The sequence below is a fragment of the Aquimarina celericrescens genome, assembly GCF_042682765.1.
In the GTDB taxonomy this organism is placed as follows: domain Bacteria; phylum Bacteroidota; class Bacteroidia; order Flavobacteriales; family Flavobacteriaceae; genus Aquimarina; species Aquimarina celericrescens.
Genome location: NZ_JBHUHY010000003.1, coordinates 327,856 through 346,964 on the forward strand (window position 1 = coordinate 327,856; position 19,109 = coordinate 346,964).

Consider the following 19,109-nt stretch of genomic DNA (forward strand, 5'->3'; position numbering starts at 1 on the left):
TCTTTTTAATTTTCTTGTTTATAGGCCGAAATAGTCTTGTATTTCTCTGATTTATAAATGTTCTCAATTTTATCGAATACTTTATCTTTAAAAGCAAAACCTGCTACTCCGGCTACCGCAACCAAAGCATAACCGGCATAAGGACTATGTGCATAATAGCCGATAGCATATAACAGCATAGGTAACACCATTTTGGGTAGTGATAACAAAAGTGTTTTTGTATTAAACGCTTGTTTGTCGCCAAAAGCCTTTTTATTGCTGGTGAGATCTATAGGGGTTTTAACGTATGCACCTGCCCAAAGAACTACATGAGAATTTACTCCAATATTATAAATTGAGGCCACCAGTATAGCTGAATATACCTCCCAACCAAAATATAAATATCCTGATGCAAGTATGGTAGATATCAATGTTGCAATTACCATTAGCCACCACTTGGAAGATAAATACTCTTTATATTTTATGTTTTGACTCATCATGAGTGGATAATAGGCACTATCCCAACTAGGCACAAATTGCCCGAAGCTTAATAGAAATCCACCGGTGACAAAAATTGCAGCAAAAATTGTCCAAACCGGTCCTTGGTAAGCATCAATTGCTCCTGTAAAAAATAATAATCCATAAAAAAGAAATAAAATACTTACCAGAACCGTTGATCGGGCTCTTTTATTCCTTTTGATGAGTTTTATATCGTTTTTAAGAAATGTTGCTGTTTTTCCGAAACGATCAAGCCAATCCAGATTTTCGGTTTTTACATCTTTAGATTTTGCTGCCAGACCAGCATCTAGGTATAGGTCTTTTACAAATGATTTAAAGGATACCGACACTAGCAACACCCATGTTATTATTGGAATAAAGATCAGAATAGGAAGGTCATACAACCCTTGGAAAAATGGTCCAGTATATAGCGTTATATCAAAATATCCCAAATAATGTAACCCACCAAGTATTGCGAATATACTTCCTGTAAAGAAAATTAGATTATCTTTTTTATTCAGGATAATATTTAAAAAATTATTACTGTAAATTAAGGCGATCAATCCAAAATTCCATAGCAAAACATTCATTACGGAATATCCATTTACTATCAAAATAATTGAAAATGGAATAAAAAAGAACGCATGGATGATGTTGAAGAATGAAAATATTGTTTTTCCAAAAGCAAAAGACACAATCCTGTTCTTGGGAAAAGGTAAAATGAGTAACGGTTTAATATTAATGACAGGCATTTTTTGTAAAGCATACCTAAATATTAGATCAAAAACCCACCAGTAGATCAAAAATCTATTTACGGTTTCTAAAGGATCCAGATTAAACTGTTCTTTAATGAGCTCGAAAACAGCTACTCCCCCTAAAGCAAACATAAATGCAAACCAAAGTGCCCAAAAACCCATAAACAATTTCATAAAAAGCCCTGAAGTTAAAGAGGCAGATCTCCAAAAGGATTTCCATTGTAGTACAAAAAAGTGTCTAAACATAGTTTGGATAGTATTTAACTATTTAGTAATCAAAAAAGAGGTTTTGTTACAAAACTATCTTCAAAACTTCGCTTTGCTGGTATTTTTTGATCATCGGTTTTGAATCTGCTAAGACTTTTATACCGCATGATGGAGCTACATGTATGTAAAGAACAGACAGGTTTATTAAGTATTTCATCTCGTTAATTACCGATCGCTTACTGGCGAGATCCTGAATCAAGTTCAGGATGACCAATAGATTGTGGTCCATAATCGATAATCATTTACATAATGAACTCATTTAGACTTTTTCAATTTGCTAAAAAATTGCTGTTTTTAACTCTATTTTTGTCTTTTTTTCCTTCCTTGCCTCTGCTATGCCACTCAAAAAAACTTCAATAGAATCAAAAACTTCTAATTTTCGCTTACATCCAAAAAGTCTGAACAAGTTCAATAACAAATTGCGGGCATTCAAATAATTTTTTCTTAAACTCTGTTTGCTCTTTCTGCATTTATTATTTTTGCGGAAAAATTATTGCAATGCCAGATTTTCATAAGCTACATATACAACAAATAACCCGAGAGACTCCCCAAGCCGTTTCTATAACTTTTGATATACCCTCAGGCCTTAAGAAGGATTATGAATTTATTCCGGGACAATATCTTACTCTTAGAACAGAAGTTGAAGGAAAAGAAATCAGAAGGGCATATTCTATCTGTAGTTCACCAAAAAGTGGGGAGCTTAAAGTTGCAGTTAAAGAAATAGAAGGTGGTACTTTCTCTGCTATTGCCAACAATCAGCTTAAAGAAGGTGATGTGCTTGAAGTACACCCCCCAGAGGGACACTTTCTTCTTAAAACGAATCCAAACGCAAGTAATACCTATGCTGCATTTGCTGCAGGTAGCGGTATTACTCCGGTAATGAGTATGGTTAAGGCAGTACTAGAAGAAGAACTTAATAGTCGTTTTGTATTGGTTTTCGGAAATAAAACTCCCGAAGAAACTATATTTCGCAAGGAGCTTTTAGAACTTCAAACTACGTATTCTGATCGTTTATTTATAGAATTTGTATATAGCCAAAGCCAGGAGGACAATGCCCATTTTGGCAGAATTGAAAAACCAACGGTGAACTACATTGTAAAGAATAAATTTAAAGATGTTTCTTTTGAGGCGTTTTATCTCTGTGGTCCAGAAGATATGATTAATACGGTAACCGATATTTTGATTGAACATGGTGTTCAAAAGGATAAAATTCATTTTGAATTGTTCACTAGCAGTACTGAAGACGTTGAAATCGATGCTGATCTGGAGGGGAAAACTCAAATTACTGTTCTTGTGGATGATGAAGAGTTTACCTTCGCCATGGATCAAAAAAAGACTATTCTAGATGCTGCTCTAGAAGAAGATATTGACGCACCTTATTCTTGCCAGGGAGGTGTTTGTAGTTCTTGTATTTGCAGAATTACTGAAGGTACCGCTGTTATGGAAAAAAATAGTATTCTTACTGATGGTGAAATTGCCGAAGGACTCATCCTGGCTTGCCAGGCACACCCTACCAGTGCGACACTTACTATTGATTTTGATGATGTTTGATATAGTTCATGGTTCGATGCTCCCCTTTAGCGACTCCGCTCCAGGGTAAGAGTTAAACATTATAGTGTACTCAATACTTCTAATACTACTTCTGGTGTGATACTGTACATCACTCTTTCATATCCTGATGGGACTTTATTGCCGTATACAGATGTTGGAATTTGGTCATATTTTGCCAGATTTGGTAAAATCGCGTACGCTGAAGGTTGTCCGAAAGGCATAAAACCGGTGTATGGATGAGTCACACCCCATAAAGTGATTGTTGGTACGCCATACATGGCTGCCAGGTGGGCATTACCACTATCCATTGATAACATAGCGTCTAAATTCCCAATAAGTTTAAGCTCATCTTCAAAGGGTAATTTGCCTGCTACATTCACTACATTATTGTATTTACTTCCGATATTATTAAGAATATCTGTCTCTCGCTTTCCTCCTCCAAACAGAAAAATTTCAAACTGATCTTGTTTATCTAACTCTTCGATCACCTTAACCATTAGCTCAAGAGGATATGTCTTGCTTTCATATTGTGCAAAAGGAGCAATCCCAAGCCATTTTTTAGTAGAATTTTGTGTTAACGAAACAATATTTGGAGTTAATCGCTGTTTCTGAGGAAATTTATGATGAGTAAGATCAATTGGGTATCCTAAAGCTTCAAAAACATCTGCATAGCGTTGATGTGTAGTTTTTAAGGGTTCAAAAACTTTATTATTTGCCCTTGTTAACGCTTTTTTTTCTTCTCTTCCTTTATCAATCTGCACCACCTTGGTTCCTTTTAAAGAAAACATTGTTTTTAATACATTAGAGCGCAATACATTATGTAAATCTGCGACAGCATCAATATTCAATTTCCGAAGTTCATTAAATAAACGTGTCAGTCCTATTATACCTTTATGTCTCCCAGTTACATCAGCATGATATACTTCGAGATTCGCTATATCAGAAAACATAGGCCCAAAGAACTTTCTGGTAAGTACAGTAAGTTTTACACTGGGATAGGTGGTCCTAAAGGTTCTCAATACAGGAACCGTTATTGCGACGTCCCCCATGGCAGAAAGACGGATGACCAAGATATGAGTTTCTGCATGATCGGTATTGGTGCTAGTATATTTTTCTATAGTTTCTTCTGTAGTCAACGTTCAGAATTTCTCTTATGAATTTGTAATTTGCGTTAGGGATAGCAGCGGCATCCTTTTTTATCACGTACCCTCTTTTTATCGCCTAACCTCTTTTTTATCACGTACCCTTCGAGAGCCTCAGGGTACGTGATAAAAAAGATAGAGTGGATAGCCCGCTCGAACGCCCCAGCTATTTTTCTCCTCTAAGAACAGGATTTAATTCATCATCATTATACATCTTCATCTGTTTATACACTTTCATGTATTTATCCCCGTTTTCGATATCTTTTAATAAGGTATCGATCGCAGTCGAAAGATCTACTTGTTGTTCTAATAATACATTCAATTTGGTTTGGCACGCTGCTTTATGGGCATCACTAGCACCTTCTCGAATCGTTTCTTCGTGCATGTGATATACCTTAAGTGCCAGAATTGATAGTCGATCTACCCCCCAGGCAGGACTTTCTGTATTAATGGTAGCATCTGGTTTTGGAGTTATCTCCTTATATTTTTCCAAAAAATAACTATCGATATACTCAACCATATCGGTTCTATCCTGGTTAGAAGCATCAATTTTTCTCTTCAGCTTTAGTGCAGCAACAGGATCAATTTGGGGATCACGAATAATATCTTCATAGTGCCATTGCACAGTATCAATCCAACACTTACGATATAAGAGGTGTTCGATGGCTTGTGATTTACTATCATAAGGATTAGAAAATTCCTGATCTACACTATCAATAACATGATAATTATCTATAACCTCCTTGAAAATTGAATTTGCCGTATCTGTAAACATGTATATTATCGTTTTGAGAGATACAAAGGTATCATATTTTGATCCTAAAACAATAAGACCGTAAACGGAATTAAGAGGAAGACCCAAATATTGATCTCTTTGGCAAATTGATGATACTGCATCTCTAGATATGTAGAGCCTATGATTGCCAATGGTGTTGCCACAAAAAATAATTCTGATGTATTCTTTTGTGGGGCAATTGCTGCAATACCAATTGCGATGATTAGGTATACAACAATCAATCGTAATATGGGTTTTGAGATTGCAGGTTTACGACTGAATTTAAATAGGTATATTGATCCAAAAAACAGCATGCAAATCGATAATATTCCCACAGAAAATAAGTGATCTTTTATTAAATACGATTGAAAAGAAAAGGATACAGGATCCACATAATTCGTTATCAAAAAAAAGGAATCATAAAATAACAAGGTAAAACAATTCGCAAATATATAAACCATGAGTATTCCAATACATGGTATGATCCAATTTCTATAATTTTGAGGAGCAAAATACGCTACTGCCAGAAAAATTAAAACTATAAATCCAATACTCCAGAAAAATGCCAAAGAAGCCAAACCGATGTAAATAGAAGCATTAAAAATTTTGGCTTTTATTTGTTTACCATTTCTTAAGTGCAACAAGCTTTGTAACCCCAGCATCACAAACAAACTTGATAATAAAATAGTAACCTGAGTTAAGGCATTTGGTAGAGTACAAGTAAGAAAAGCATATAAAAGTATCGTATATGTGCCCTTATAAGTAAGGTCATTTCTTTGCACGATAAAATGAAGCAATAACATGGGTCCTATAAACAAGAGAGCACCTAAAGCAAAAAATAAAATGTGCGCGGTTTGCACTGCAAATCCTTGTCTAAAGTATGCCAGACTATAAAGAATAATCATATATAGTGCAACAACTATATAATTAATGGGTTTTGATTTACTAAAAAAGCTTGATAACACTACTATTTTTTATATTTTTGCATCGAACAATATTATAATATTGTTTTGATTTACTAAAGAACTAATGTATAAAAAGTTTAAGGATCTTATTTATTTGATCTTTAACCTCAATCATATCTTGAATTATGAAAGAATTTTTTGAAGCTATTGAATCTCTTTTTGTAGACGTATTATTTGCACCTTTTGATGCATTAAGAGTATTAGAATTAGATAACTGGACTGCTGCCAACGTAGTTAACTGGTTATTTATGATTATAGGTTTTGTTGCTTTTTTCTATTGGATGAAAGAATTAAAGAAGTTTAACGATAACAATGAAGAAGACAGAGACCCTACAGCGCATTCGTTTTTGAATTAGGCTCTCTCTGCCCTATGGATATCTCTTCCAAAGGGAGAGAATTTAAATTCTCATATTATAAAATCATAAAAAACCCGAGTTGTAAGACAACTCGGGTTTTTTTATGTTCTTTTATTTTCAATTAATGCCTATAGTTAAAAAGGTGCATCTTACTTCTTTTCTCCTTCTTAAATTTAATACTTATTTACTAATGCAAGTCTAAAGAAATTTATTTCAGCATCCCAATTAAAAATCAATGTTGCGTGTGAGATCCTGAATCAAGTTCAGGATGACAGGAAATCTATATATTACACAACGAATGGATAATCTAATCCTTTTTAGAGATCACAGAAGGTTTATAAATCAAATCCAAGATCTTTTCTATAGTACATTTTATCGAAATGTAGCTTTTCTATATTTTGATACGATTTTTGTAATGCTTTTCTGAAATCATTATCAAAAGATGTAATTGCTATCACTCGACCGCCGTTAGTTACAACTTTGTCGCCTTCAAGTTTTGTACCGGCATGAAAGACGATTGAATCTGAGATCGAATCGATCCCGGTGATTTCTTTTCCTTTTTCATAAGCTTCAGGATAGCCACCAGAAACAGTCATTACTGTAGTAGCACTTCTAGGATCAATGTCTAAATCGACTTTGTCTAAGGATTGATTCCCAACATGCTTAAAAAGGGTGACCAAATCAGTTTTAACTCTGGGCAGTACTGCTTCGGTCTCGGGATCTCCCATACGCACATTATATTCGATTACTTTTGGATCGTCGCCTACTTTGATCAATCCTATAAAAATGAAGCCTTTATAATCGATATTTTCTTTTGCCAATCCGGCTACTGTAGGTTTAATGATTCGCTCTTCAATTTTGGTCATCAACGCCTCATCGGCAAATGGTACTGGTGAGATAGCGCCCATGCCCCCGGTATTGAGTCCCGTATCCCCTTCACCAATACGTTTATAATCTTTTGCGGTTGGTAAGATTACATAATTTTTACCATCGGTCAATACAAATACACTTAGTTCGATCCCATCTAGAAACTCTTCGATCACTACTTTTTCGCTGGCGCTACCAAATTTTTTATTGGTGAGCATGTTTTCGAGTTCGGTTTTGGCTTCTTCAAGATCCTGAAGAATCAACACTCCTTTTCCGGCAGCTAGGCCATCCGCTTTGAGAACATAGGGAGCGTGTAATGTTTCCAGAAACATTTTTCCAGCTTCCAGACTTTCTACGGTAAAACTTTGATATGCAGCTGTAGGAATATTATGCATAGCCATAAACTCTTTGGCACGCTCCTTACTTCCTTCTAGTAAAGCACCTCTTTTTGAAGGTCCAATAACAATTACGTTACTTAGCTGAGGATCATCAGAAAAGAAATTAGAAATACCATTCACCAAGGGATCTTCTGGTCCCACTACGACCATCTCGATATTCTCTTTGATCACTAACGCTTTGATTCCCTTAAAATCATTAACTGAAATAGCTACGTTGTTTGCAATAGCTGCTGTTCCTGCATTACCTGGTGCTACAAATAATTGATCACACAGGTCACTTTGTGCGATTTTATAGGCAAATGTATGTTCTCTCCCACCGGATCCTAGTATTAGAATGTTCATGTGTGTTGATTTAATTTTAATAGATTTTAAAAGCTCTACTGTTAAATGTTTTAACTTATATTATAAAGTTTAAAAAATTAATTACACATTTCTTTCTGTTATCCCTAATTCCTGTTTCTCCCCAAGGGAGAAATGATTAAATGCATGTGTAATTAATTTTTAAATCCAACATAAAAAGCGATTAACTGTACTAATTGACCCTTCGACTTCGCTCAGGGTGACAAACCAAAGGAAAAGAAACTTTTTCAAAGGTATTGTCGTAGCTCACAACGGCTTTTAATTTTACGGCATCAAAAATAGTGGATTCGTTTTTGTATTGCTACTAGTTTTGTGTAAAAACTTGAGTTCTAATGAAAGATTTTTGGAAGTGATATTATAATATGTATTTATGTTACTTTGTCGTAGACATTATCCTGTGGTTTCTTGTGGCATTTATATAAAAAACACTGTGCTATGCGAAGTTTGAAACTTCGCATTATTTTTTATTGTATTGGCGCTGCGAAGTCACAGACATTCGCAGAGCGTTTACTTTGTGGAGCAGGGAATCGGATTATTTACCGTAATGATAACGGCAAGCTGCTATCCAAAGCCCTTCATTTTCATATTTGTAGACTAATCGATGTTCTGATGTAATCCGTCTTGACCAATACCCTCGTAAATCTCCTTTTAAGGCTTCAGGCTTACCGATGTCTTCAAAAGGTGTTCGCATGGAACTTTTAATAAGTTCATTAATTCGTTTTACTATTTTTTTATCGACTTTTTGCCAATACAAATAATCTTCCCAAGAGGCGGTAGACCAAGTTAATTTCATCTATTCGATTACCTCTTTATCAATACCTTTACCTGCTTCTAACTCCTTGATAGAGTTTAATAAAATGTCTCTGTTTTTACCTGTTAACAGATAGGTGGTTTCTTTTAATGAGTTGTATTCGTCTAATGATATCAATACAAGGTCTTTACCATTTTTACGCTTGATAATAATGTCGCTTACATCATTAATCACTTTGTCGAACCAATGTTTTAAGTTTGAACGAAAATCTGTGTAATTTACTGTTTCCATATAACAAATATAGGAAGTAAGTACGTAAAAAAGTACTTTTTAAAAATTTTCTTTTACAGGAGGTTCATTACGAATAATTGTACTGCTTAAAATACTTCGCTTCTTAAGTAATAAAGGAATGATAATTGAAAAAAATACGATCCCGTTAAATCTCACCAGCATAGATTCAAAAAACAGTGAGATAAAAAGGATTACGAAAACAGAAATTTCGTTTCTACTTCTGTTCATTCGTAATGCTAGTAGTATGAAAATGTTAACTAATACTGTAAATCCTATAATTCCTGTTTGGAGAAATGTCTGGAGAAATTGATTATGTGCATTGTATTGATTCTGATAATTTGAGATATAATTTAATTCTTTATATTTTTCGACTAGCACTTCGTTGGTGTCCCCTATACCATATCCAAAAATCGGAGCATCTTTTATCAACTTGATACTGGCATTCCAAGTTAGTAGTCTAGATCTTTCTATGCTAGTATTATCAATTTCCAAAGTATTATTAGTATCTGTTACATTTGTATAAAAATCAAAAACTCTGGGATTTTTAAAAAAAACAATAAATCCTAGAAGAAATATTATTGTCATCGTGTATTTATGACTCTTGTTTGAAATATTAGAAATCAACAATATGCTGATAATTAATAAAATAAGGTATGCGGCGATAGACGCGAGCAGAAAAAGATATAGAAATAACAGGATTATAATAAAAACCTGTGTCTTCGATTGAAGTTTATTTTTAAGGTAATAACATAGCACTAGTAAAATATACAAGGAAACATAACTAGGGTTCACCAAACCAGAAAACTCTGCCCCTAAAAAATGGTTCCAGCCCTGATTTAAAGAATTGAAAAGTGCAGAAGTTCCTTCTAGTGAAATCTCAAGAGTCGATATGTCTTCCTTTAAGATCAAAAAAACATGATAACATGCAATTAATAGATTTATAAAAAAGGAAATTATCAGTCCTAAAAGTAAAAACTCAAATAGTTTTTTAACCGTAGAGCTGTCTTCTTTAACAAAAAGGAAAATTATTGGGAAAAATAATAAGGATAAGGACCGTTGTAATAACGCTACCCCCGCAGAAATATTTTCTGTATATATCATGCTACCTACCATGATAATAAAATACAAAGGGAACAATAATAAAGCTTTATCCTTAGATATCAATCTTTTTTTGGATCTAAAAACATTTACCAGTCCCAGAATAATTGAAACCAAAAAAAAAGGTGTGGGAAGATTGATTCCTAGCGGTAATAAAAAAAAGGCAGTATATAGACTATTCCAGAAGATTGTTAATATAAGATCGTCCTCGTATTTGTAAAACATCTCTCCGAATTTAGATACGATTTCCATGGTTTTATATTAACAATCTTATAGTTAAGCGAGAAGCAAATAATATAAACGAACAATTTTCTTATTAATTATGCATATTTGACCTAAAAACGCTCTGTTTGAAATGATTAATATGCCTTTTCTTCTCCTTTAATAGCATTTAGTATTGTAAGAATAACAAGTTTAATATCAAGTAGTAATGACCAGTTTTCTACGTAAAAAATATCATATTTAACCCGATTTATGATATCCTTTTTAGTCTCTATTTCACCTCTAAAACCACTAACTTGGGCTAAACCTGTAATTCCAGGTTTTACAAAATGACGTACCATAAATTTATCTACTTTCTGGGCAAATTCTTCATTATGTTTTACCATATGTGGCCTTGGCCCTACAACCGACATGTCCCCTTTAAGCACATTAATAAACTGTGGTAATTCGTCTATGCTGGTTCTTCTCATAAATTTTCCAACTTTGGTTACTCTGGAATCTCCTTTTGTTGCTTGATTAACACTAGTACTAGGCTTCATTGATCTATACTTATAGCAATAAAATTCTCTATAATCTATACCATTACGAAGTTGTTTAAAAAATACCGGCCCTCTTGATTCAAGTTGAATAAGTAATGCTATTAATGGAGTCAACCATGAAAGTATGCCAATTAAAACAATTAATGATAAAAGAATATCAAAAGTCCTTTTTGCAAATTTATTTATTGGGTCATCTAACGGAATCTCCCGAAACGATAATACTGGTATATACTCATAATAATTAAAGATTAGTTTTTTGGTGAAAATATCTTTATTATCAGGAATAAATTTTAAAATCTTTAGATTATTTTCTGTAAAATTAACTACTTCTCGTAACTGATCGTTTGACAAATCTGCTATTGAACAATATACCTCATCAATTTCATTTTCTACTATGTAATAAAAACAAGATTCTAAGTTAAAACCCTGATCCTTAACTGCAAACTTCTTTTGGTAACGATACCCAAATTCTGGTTTATCTTTAAAAATCTTAATAAGCTGATTGGTTTTTTTGTTGTCTCCTATCACCACTACTTTCCTAATATTACCTCCAAAAACCTTTCTATATTTAGACAATAAATAAAGTAGTGCAAATTTTACTAGAGTCACTAATCCAATTAAGGAGGTAAAATACTTTGCCATTTCTAATCGGCTTATTCCAGGTTGCTTAAAAAACCCAATAAAAGCATACAAAATGAGCCCAAAAATCAAGAATTGACGAATTATCGCAGCAAGAACCTGAACAACTCTCGAAAAACGCTTTACATCATAAAACTTATTTTTAATAGATAGAATAATCCATAGAACAGATATATAAAAAGAAAATAAAAGCGTAAGACTAATGTTAGTCTCAAAAAAGGATATTGTAACGTTTAATATCACTAAGTCAACCAAACAGAAAAGAGGTTTAATATATACCGAATACCTTCCTATCCTAGCACTCATTTAGTCTTTACTTTTTTCGAAGTCTCTATGTTCGCTTTTGTGTAGCTCTTCTTGTGAAAGTTCCTTAAAATATTCTAATGTCTTTTTCATGCCCTCTGCTCTGCCAATTTTTGGCTCCCAACTCAAAACTTCTTTTGCCCTAGTTATATCGGGTTGTCTTTGAAGAGGATCGTTAACCGGTAAAGGCTTATAAATAACCTTTTGATCCGTTCCTGTAAGTTTAATAATTTCTTCTGCAAAATCTGCAATGGTGATTTCATTGGGGTTACCAATATTTACCGGATAGACATAATCACTAAAGAGCAATCTGTAAATTCCTTCTATTAAATCATCAACATAACAAAAGGAACGTGTTTGCGATCCGTCACCAAAAATTGTTAGGTCCTCTCCTCTTAAAGCTTGACCAATAAAGGCAGGAACCACTCGACCATCATTTAATCGCATTCTTGGTCCATAGGTGTTAAAAATACGCACTATTCTTGTTTCAACTCCATGATAGGTATGATAGGCCATAGTTATCGACTCTTGAAAACGTTTGGCCTCATCATAAACTCCTCTAGGGCCAATGGTATTTACGTTTCCATAGTAATCTTCATTTTGAGGATGTACCAATGGGTCACCATAAACCTCACTAGTAGACGCAATAAGTATTCTAGCGTTTTTTTCTTTTGCTAAACCTAAAAGATTATGGGTACCTAAGGATCCAACCTTCAGTGTTTGAATAGGGATTTTAAGATAATCTATCGGGCTTGCTGGAGAAGCAAAATGAAGAATATAGTCTAATTTACCTGGAACATAAACAAATTTTGTGACATCGTGATGATAGAATTCGAAGTGTTCTAGCTTGAATAGATGTTCAACATTCTTTAAATCACCTGTGATTAGGTTGTCCATACCTATTACGTGATATCCTTCATTTATAAATCTATCGCAAAGATGTGATCCAAGAAAACCAGCCGCTCCTGTTATTAAAATACGCTTCATAATTGTCTTTCTGAGGTTATAGCTTCTCTACCTATCGAAAAATAGGATAAGTTCTCTTTTTTGAGATCTTCCAAATCATAAAGATTTCTACCATCAAAGATCACATCCCCTTTCATTAAATCTTTGATTTTGGAAAAATTAGGTGTCCTAAAAATACTCCACTCCGTACAAATAATCAGAGCGTCAACTTCTTTTAATGTTTCATACATCGAGTTGGCAAAATCAATTTGACCATCATACTTCTTTTTTACATTGTTCATTGCTTCAGGATCAAAAGCCTTGATGTTTACACCTTCTTTTAATAACTCATTTATTATATATAGTGATGGGGCTTCGCGAATATCATCTGTTTCTGGCTTAAAGGCCAGTCCCCATATTGCAAAAGATTTGTCATTTAAATTGTTGTTAAAATACTCTTTGATTTTAGGCAGTAATGCAATTTTTTGATTTTGATTTACCTTTATTACAGAATCCAAAATTTGAAAATTATAAGATACTTCTTTTCCAGAATTATATAATGCCTTTACGTCCTTCGGAAAGCAAGAGCCTCCGTAACCTATTCCTGGAAATAAAAATCTTTTACCAATTCTTGAATCTGTTCCCATACCTATTCGTACTTTATCTACGTCGGCTCCAACTTTTTCGCAATAGTTTGCAATTTCATTCATAAAGGTAATCTTTGCTGCTAAAAAGGAATTAGCTGCATATTTCGTCAATTCTGCAGATTTTTCGTCCATTATAATAATAGGATTACCAGATCTAACAAATGGTTTATACAATTTTTTCATTAGCTCTGTTGCTCTTTCTGAACTAGACCCAATAACTATTCGTTCTGGCTTCAGAAAATCATCAACCGCGAATCCTTCTCTTAAAAATTCTGGATTAGATACTACGTCAAAATCACATGTTGCATTTTTACTAATTGCTGCTTGTACTTTTTCTGCTGTACCAACTGGCACAGTACTCTTATCAACTACGACTTTATAATCTTTTATTAATTTGCCTATTTGATTTGCAACACCAAGCACGTATGATAAATCTGCAGAGCCGTCTTCATCTTCGGGAGTTGGTAATGCCAAAAAAATAATTTCTCCATGGTCCAACCCTTCTTGTAATGATGTTGTAAAAGTAAGTCTACCGGCATTGATATTTCTTTCAAATAACACATCAAGGTGCGGTTCATAGATAGGAACCTCTCCTTGTTGCATTTTTTTTACTTTATCCATATCTATATCCACGCATAGAACTTCATTACCTGTTTCTGACAAACATGTTCCAGTAACCAAGCCTACATATCCAGTGCCTACAACAGTTATTTTCATATTTCAATTTTTGTTTTACTAATCACAAAATCAATCTATTTATAAAATTAGTATTTTATAATATAAATCGATCTTTAATTATATAAATAATACCTTTTGGATATTCTCTAAAATATCTTTTAAACAATCCTTTCTCTTTTCTAATTCTATAAATCCATCTTAGATTTAATTGGTTAATCCATTTAGGATAATATTCTTCTCCATGGTTTGCCGTTTGAGAAATAAAAGCTCCACAATTAAAAATTAGGGTGTCTGGGCTTGTTTTTTTAACTTTTACCGAGAACTTTTCTTGTTTCGGTGTTCCTAATCCTACTATTATTTTATCAGGTGAATTTTTTTTAATATCGCTTAATAGATTTGGTTCATCATCGCTGCCAAAGTACCCGTCATGCATACCGGTTATTTTGATATTAGGATATTTACTTCTAATCAAACCCACAAAAGTTTGTAATTCTTCTTTTTTTGCTCCAACAAAATAAACAGATTCTTTTTTCCTATCCATATAATCAAACATTTCAGAAAAATATGAGCCAAAATCTGGAGCTAATCTCTTATGTGATTTACCTGTTAGAAAAAAGAATAAGTATTGAAACAAAAACCCATCAAAAGTAAAATAGTCGATAGCTTTGAGAGTATGTTCAGCCTTTCTTAATAACATATAATTATAAACATTCAAATACGAGATCAATTTGCCTTTTTCAGCGAAATCAACCTTTGAGATAAACTTATTTTTAATCAAACGCATAAAGTCTGGACATTCTTTTTAAACTATTCTTAGTAAGCTTCCTTAAAATTTCAGCAAATGTATTGTTTTTGTGCCAAGTTTTTATAAATAATTAGTGTACCTTAATATGATAAATGGTACAGGGGCCTTTATTTTCTTTTATTCCAATCGATTTGCAACACCTTTTGGTTATCAAAGGGTAAAACCAATAGAAGTAGAATTGAGAAAAGTACTATTCCTTTATGGGTTTCTATTAAAGACTCAAATAACGAAAAATAAGCATATATACACACTATAAATAAGAAGAAATACTTTTTATCTAATATAAAATTATAGCCAATAGCCAATAGGATTAATAGATAAGAGATAAAACCAAGTATACCTGATGCTAAATAACTTTGTAAGTATTGATTATGAGCATCAAACGAAAGGTTAATTCCTTCTTGAAAATCAATCTTGATATATTCTTTTTTAAGTTCATCTTTCACATCTCCAATACCAACTCCCAATAAATAATTCTCTTTCAGGATATGTATCGCACTTTTTACTTTTTGAATCCTATTGACAAACCCTCCAACCTTTGTTTCGGCTTTATTGTCTGAAACAAGCTCTAAATATGTTTTATTAAAGCGTTGTTTTACAACAGGAATTGATAGTGCTACTAGTGTGCCAAAAACCAAAAATACTGTGGTCATTATTATCCCTTTTATCTTGTATTTGTTATACATTTTGTATAAAAAAATGATTGTTGTACTCAGTACAAAAAAAAGAATCAAGGAGCGCGAGGAAAGAAGTAACAAAAAGATAAATTGTATGCAATAACTAATGCTCCATAGTATTTTAGAGCGAAACGAATTATACTTATAGAAGTACATACCTGCCAAATTAATAACAATTACTAATGAAAAATAATTAGGCCCGAAATCCAAATATGAGCTTAGGTGATGGTTATTATATTTCCAATCCAACCACCATTTGACAGAAATATTATTGGTTACAAAGTAATAATAGTTGTTTAGTAAACAGAAAAGGCATGCCACAAGTGTTGCAATGTTTAATGTCTTAAATAAAAAAGTTCTATTTAATAAAATAGGTTTATTAACCATAAAGACCAACGGAAATATAAGTAATGATAAAGATCTTTCTATTGCTCTACCTCCACTATGCATATTTGTCGTATAAAACAAGGACAAAAGTCGTATTAAAAAAATTAGAAAAAATAAAATATATACTTTATGAAGATAGATTTTTCTTTCTACAATAAGTTTTATAATAGATGCCCCAGCTAATAGTATAATCGTCAGGCTATTAATACTCATGGAAAAAGGGTAGGTCACAATTACCAATAACAAGGCTACGAAAACACTCTTATCATAAATAGTTTCAAGACTGTTTTTCTGAGTTATTGATTTCCAAATATTCATAAATATTACTTTGGCTAATCTTTGTTTTTTATACAGTGACAAAAATGTTTGTATTCTGTCCAATATCTGATATCTGGTTCTATGGTAGTTGATTTATATTCGAGGCTACCAAAAAATTCTAACCATACAAAAGTATCACTTGTATTCGTAATGAAAGTTGTAAAACCTTCATCTCGCCATTGAACACCAGATCTAAAATCAACCAAATAAAATGTTACTCTTGGATTCGGTACTAAAACTCTTGACCACTCTACATTCCCAAATTGATCTTTTTGAGTTTTAAGAAACTCTTCAAACACTTTCCATTCTGCAACACTAGGGATATGCCATCCCTCTGGACATAGTCCTTGTATATCACTTGGATTGGCAGGATCGAAACGCTCACCATTCATGATTGTCTCCCAAGTATATAATCTTCCTTTATCTGCATTATCAGGATCATCAAAGATGAAGCTAGAGCCACTGGCGGTTTCAAAATTTAAAGGTTCATACATCCATACTTGGTCACCGTTTCTGATCATTGTATAATTTTTACCATCCCGACCATCTGTAAATACTTCAAGAGCTTGGATTGTGAATGCTTCTTTTGATAAGCACTTATTTGCGTCACTAACTTCAACTTCATATCGGCCTGGTTCTAGGTTGGAAATACTATTCACAGTCTCAGAATTAGACCAAACATATTCATATGGAGGAACCCCGCCGGTAACTGTTAAACTTATTGAGCCATTATTTGTAAAAAGATCCGAATTATTGATTTCTGCTTCAATTCGTATTCGAGAATCTACCCTTTTAACATCTATGCTCAAAATCTTAGTTAACCCATTACTATCAGCAATAGTCACATTAAATGTTCCTTCTGAAGTAATGTTTGTTATATCCTCTGTAGTTTGGTTAGTGCTCCATAAAAAACTATAAGGAGGCGTCCCACCACTAACAATTAAATCAATACTACCACTGTTGCTACATGTAATATCTGTAACCTTAGAATCCACCTCAAAAAGTAAAGAATCTGAATCATCACTACTGCATGATACAATGAATAATGCACCCATAATTAATAGCACATCTCTATACAAATAGCCTTTAAAATATTTCATTTTTTTATAATAAATAAGTTATAATTTTAAATAGTCGGGGTAGGTATTCTTATGCTTAAAAGTAAGAGTGTAAAATTAGCAAATAAAAGCTATATAGAGAAGAAGAATCTCTAATTAATAACTATTTGATACAAATGGATTTTCCACTGTGAATTTGGATGCTCAAAAACCTTTAATAATTTGATTCCCTTTGTATTCTTTGTATCAATTTCTGCGCTAGAAAAAATATACTCTCCCCCAAGGGCTTTTAACGCCTTAAAATCAAACTCTAGTTTTTTAACTTTTCTAGGTTTCGTGTCCCAATATTTTCTTGCAAGTTGAGAGGAAAATGCGTAGCATCTAGATCCCCAATTGTCATAGTATTTTTGTAATTTTTTATTTTTATCCAGTTCTTTTGCTATTACTTTTCTAAAATTATGTTTATGTTCTAAAGGATAATCGGGAAAATATCCATCCAAAGTATAAAATCCATTGTATAATGCTATAGAGGGGTGAAGGCCTAAACTTATTACCCTATAAGATTTTTGTGGCTTACCGATAAATTTTTTTGCTTCTTCAAAAAGTTCTTCTGAATAAAACTTGTTGTATGCTGGTCCATTTTTTTGAGTAATAAACTCATGATGCTTTAGTACAAAATATAACTGAAATATGAGTATGGGAACAACAATTAACTTTCCAAACTTGAATTGTCTGGCTACAAAAGTTAATGCCAATCCTAAAAGTAAATACCAAAATAATGGATGCAGAAAATGAAACCTATTTAACTGTATTGGTATTATCGACATAAGTTTAGTGAAAAAAGATGCCATACTTTTCCAATTGAGAAAACCGTACAAAAGAGAGGTCAATAGAATAAAAATTAATATTAAAAGATATTTCATACTCCTTTTTTTGAAGAAAAATTGAAGAATACCTACCAATATAACCGGATACAAAATATAGTTATGTAAACTATGTGCGTGGTATTGACCTTTTGTAAACATAGAGAAGGCTCTTTTATAACTTTCGTCAAAGGTTAGTTCTCTGACCACCATTTCGACCCTATGAGACGTGTAATCTGAATTAAATAAAAAGGAATAAAATATTTGAAAATGACTTATCAAGTACAAAATTCCAAGAGTTCCTATTGCCAAAACAAATGGTTTATTAATTTTTTTGTTGCGATATATATCGTATACTAAAAGGCATAGTAAAATAAGAATAAAGAATACACCCGATAAAAACAATGAAGAGTAAAAAGCAAATATACCTATGATGAGCCAATTCTTGTAGTGTTTTTCTCCATCTCTTATATTGAGAAAAGCATACAAAACTATGGGTAACCCACAAACACTCATAGTGAAAGACCAAAAAGGTAAAAGTGCAAATAGTAGTGCTACACTAATGCTAATAAACTCTATGTCCTTCTCTGGTTCAATAATTTTTCTTAATAAAAAACACATCCCAAAAAAAGCAATAACACTCATCAATAATTTATTAAAAATGTAGCCATAATACATCCCAAAAAGTTTGAACCAAATCAGGCTAATATCATAGGTTCCATAAAGGGATGATCGAGGAATACCATTAAAAACATTTTGTATTTTGGTATCTGGTGAAGAAAAAAACTCGCCACTGTTTAATAAGGTCTTAACCCAGGTTACATTGGAGTCGAGGTTATCGTGAACCAAAATATGTGAATCTTTACCTTGATATAAAAATGGTAAAAAATATAAAAGTATAATCACCAATGACAGTCCTGTAATCCATTTCGGTTTACCAAATATAGATTTGAGTTTCGTGGTCATGTTGTAAGG

17 protein-coding genes are annotated in these 19,109 nt (G+C 32.8%); 2 read left to right on the forward strand and 15 right to left on the reverse strand.

The window, feature by feature from the left end; translation table 11 throughout:
- Positions 1–5 precede the first annotated feature (5 nt).
- The gene (locus ACFSJT_RS05350) at positions 6–1,478 is read right to left on the reverse strand and encodes a DUF5687 family protein (RefSeq protein ID WP_378319187.1); all 1,473 of its coding nucleotides are present in this window, start codon (positions 1,476–1,478) and stop codon (positions 6–8) included.
- Between the two features lie 519 nt (positions 1,479–1,997).
- Here ACFSJT_RS05350 and ACFSJT_RS05355 point away from each other — a divergent pair.
- Entirely contained in the window at positions 1,998–3,050 is a 1,053-nt protein-coding gene (locus tag ACFSJT_RS05355; protein WP_378319188.1) for a 2Fe-2S iron-sulfur cluster-binding protein, read from the forward strand.
- 59 nt (positions 3,051–3,109) lie between these two features.
- On the opposite strand, the gene ACFSJT_RS05360 is transcribed toward ACFSJT_RS05355, so the two are convergent.
- The 3 genes from ACFSJT_RS05360 to ACFSJT_RS05370 form a co-directional block, all read right to left on the reverse strand.
- A complete protein-coding gene (locus ACFSJT_RS05360) occupies positions 3,110–4,186 on the reverse strand; it encodes a glycosyltransferase family 9 protein (RefSeq protein ID WP_378319189.1) in 1,077 nt (358 codons plus the stop codon).
- 172 nt (positions 4,187–4,358) lie between these two features.
- The gene (locus tag ACFSJT_RS05365) at positions 4,359–4,967 is read right to left on the reverse strand and encodes a DUF4254 domain-containing protein (protein WP_378319190.1); all 609 of its coding nucleotides are present in this window, start codon (positions 4,965–4,967) and stop codon (positions 4,359–4,361) included.
- Between the two features lie 44 nt (positions 4,968–5,011).
- Positions 5,012–5,932, reverse strand: coding sequence for a DUF6427 family protein (locus tag ACFSJT_RS05370; protein WP_378319191.1), 921 nt, complete (start codon positions 5,930–5,932; stop codon positions 5,012–5,014).
- Positions 5,933–6,057: 125 nt separating this feature from the next.
- On the opposite strand from ACFSJT_RS05370, the gene ACFSJT_RS05375 reads away from it, so the two are divergent.
- Positions 6,058–6,288, forward strand: a complete 231-nt coding sequence (locus tag ACFSJT_RS05375) for a DUF6341 family protein (RefSeq protein WP_378319192.1) — start codon at positions 6,058–6,060, stop codon at positions 6,286–6,288.
- A gap of 335 nt (positions 6,289–6,623) precedes the next feature.
- On the opposite strand, the gene purD is transcribed toward ACFSJT_RS05375, so the two are convergent.
- The 11 genes from purD to ACFSJT_RS05430 all read right to left on the reverse strand — a co-directional run bounded on the left by purD (position 6,624) and on the right by ACFSJT_RS05430 (position 19,100).
- Positions 6,624–7,895: a phosphoribosylamine--glycine ligase gene (gene purD, locus ACFSJT_RS05380; protein WP_378319193.1), complete on the reverse strand. Its 1,272-nt coding sequence runs from the start codon at positions 7,893–7,895 to the stop codon at positions 6,624–6,626.
- Between the two features lie 550 nt (positions 7,896–8,445).
- The gene (locus ACFSJT_RS05385) at positions 8,446–8,706 is read right to left on the reverse strand and encodes a Txe/YoeB family addiction module toxin (RefSeq protein WP_378319194.1); all 261 of its coding nucleotides are present in this window, start codon (positions 8,704–8,706) and stop codon (positions 8,446–8,448) included.
- Entirely contained in the window at positions 8,707–8,955 is a 249-nt protein-coding gene (locus ACFSJT_RS05390; protein ID WP_378319195.1) for a type II toxin-antitoxin system Phd/YefM family antitoxin, read from the reverse strand.
- 39 nt (positions 8,956–8,994) lie between these two features.
- Positions 8,995–10,305 (reverse strand): O-antigen ligase family protein, encoded by a 1,311-nt coding sequence (locus tag ACFSJT_RS05395; RefSeq protein ID WP_378319196.1) that lies wholly within the window; start codon positions 10,303–10,305, stop codon positions 8,995–8,997.
- 107 nt (positions 10,306–10,412) lie between these two features.
- On the reverse strand, positions 10,413–11,759 hold the full coding sequence (locus ACFSJT_RS05400) for an exopolysaccharide biosynthesis polyprenyl glycosylphosphotransferase (RefSeq protein ID WP_378319197.1): 1,347 nt from the start codon (positions 11,757–11,759) through the stop codon (positions 10,413–10,415).
- Positions 11,760–12,743 carry a UDP-glucuronic acid decarboxylase family protein gene (locus ACFSJT_RS05405; RefSeq protein WP_378319198.1) on the reverse strand — a complete coding sequence of 328 codons (984 nt, stop codon included), beginning with the start codon at positions 12,741–12,743 and terminating at the stop codon, positions 11,760–11,762. It abuts the gene before it with no gap.
- The gene (locus ACFSJT_RS05410; RefSeq protein ID WP_378319199.1) at positions 12,740–14,065 is read right to left on the reverse strand and encodes a UDP-glucose dehydrogenase family protein; all 1,326 of its coding nucleotides are present in this window, start codon (positions 14,063–14,065) and stop codon (positions 12,740–12,742) included. The genes ACFSJT_RS05405 and ACFSJT_RS05410 overlap by 4 nt, the downstream gene beginning before the upstream one ends.
- A 55-nt stretch (positions 14,066–14,120) precedes the next feature.
- Complete coding sequence (locus tag ACFSJT_RS05415; protein WP_378319200.1) at positions 14,121–14,723, reverse strand: WecB/TagA/CpsF family glycosyltransferase; 603 nt, start codon at positions 14,721–14,723, stop codon at positions 14,121–14,123.
- A gap of 215 nt (positions 14,724–14,938) precedes the next feature.
- Positions 14,939–16,213 (reverse strand): O-antigen ligase family protein, encoded by a 1,275-nt coding sequence (locus ACFSJT_RS05420; RefSeq protein ID WP_378319201.1) that lies wholly within the window; start codon positions 16,211–16,213, stop codon positions 14,939–14,941.
- Positions 16,214–16,227: 14 nt separating this feature from the next.
- The gene (locus ACFSJT_RS05425) at positions 16,228–17,313 is read right to left on the reverse strand and encodes an FISUMP domain-containing protein (protein WP_378319202.1); all 1,086 of its coding nucleotides are present in this window, start codon (positions 17,311–17,313) and stop codon (positions 16,228–16,230) included.
- 110 nt (positions 17,314–17,423) lie between these two features.
- Positions 17,424–19,100 carry a DUF6044 family protein gene (locus tag ACFSJT_RS05430; RefSeq protein ID WP_378319203.1) on the reverse strand — a complete coding sequence of 559 codons (1,677 nt, stop codon included), beginning with the start codon at positions 19,098–19,100 and terminating at the stop codon, positions 17,424–17,426.
- Positions 19,101–19,109: the final 9 nt, after the last annotated feature.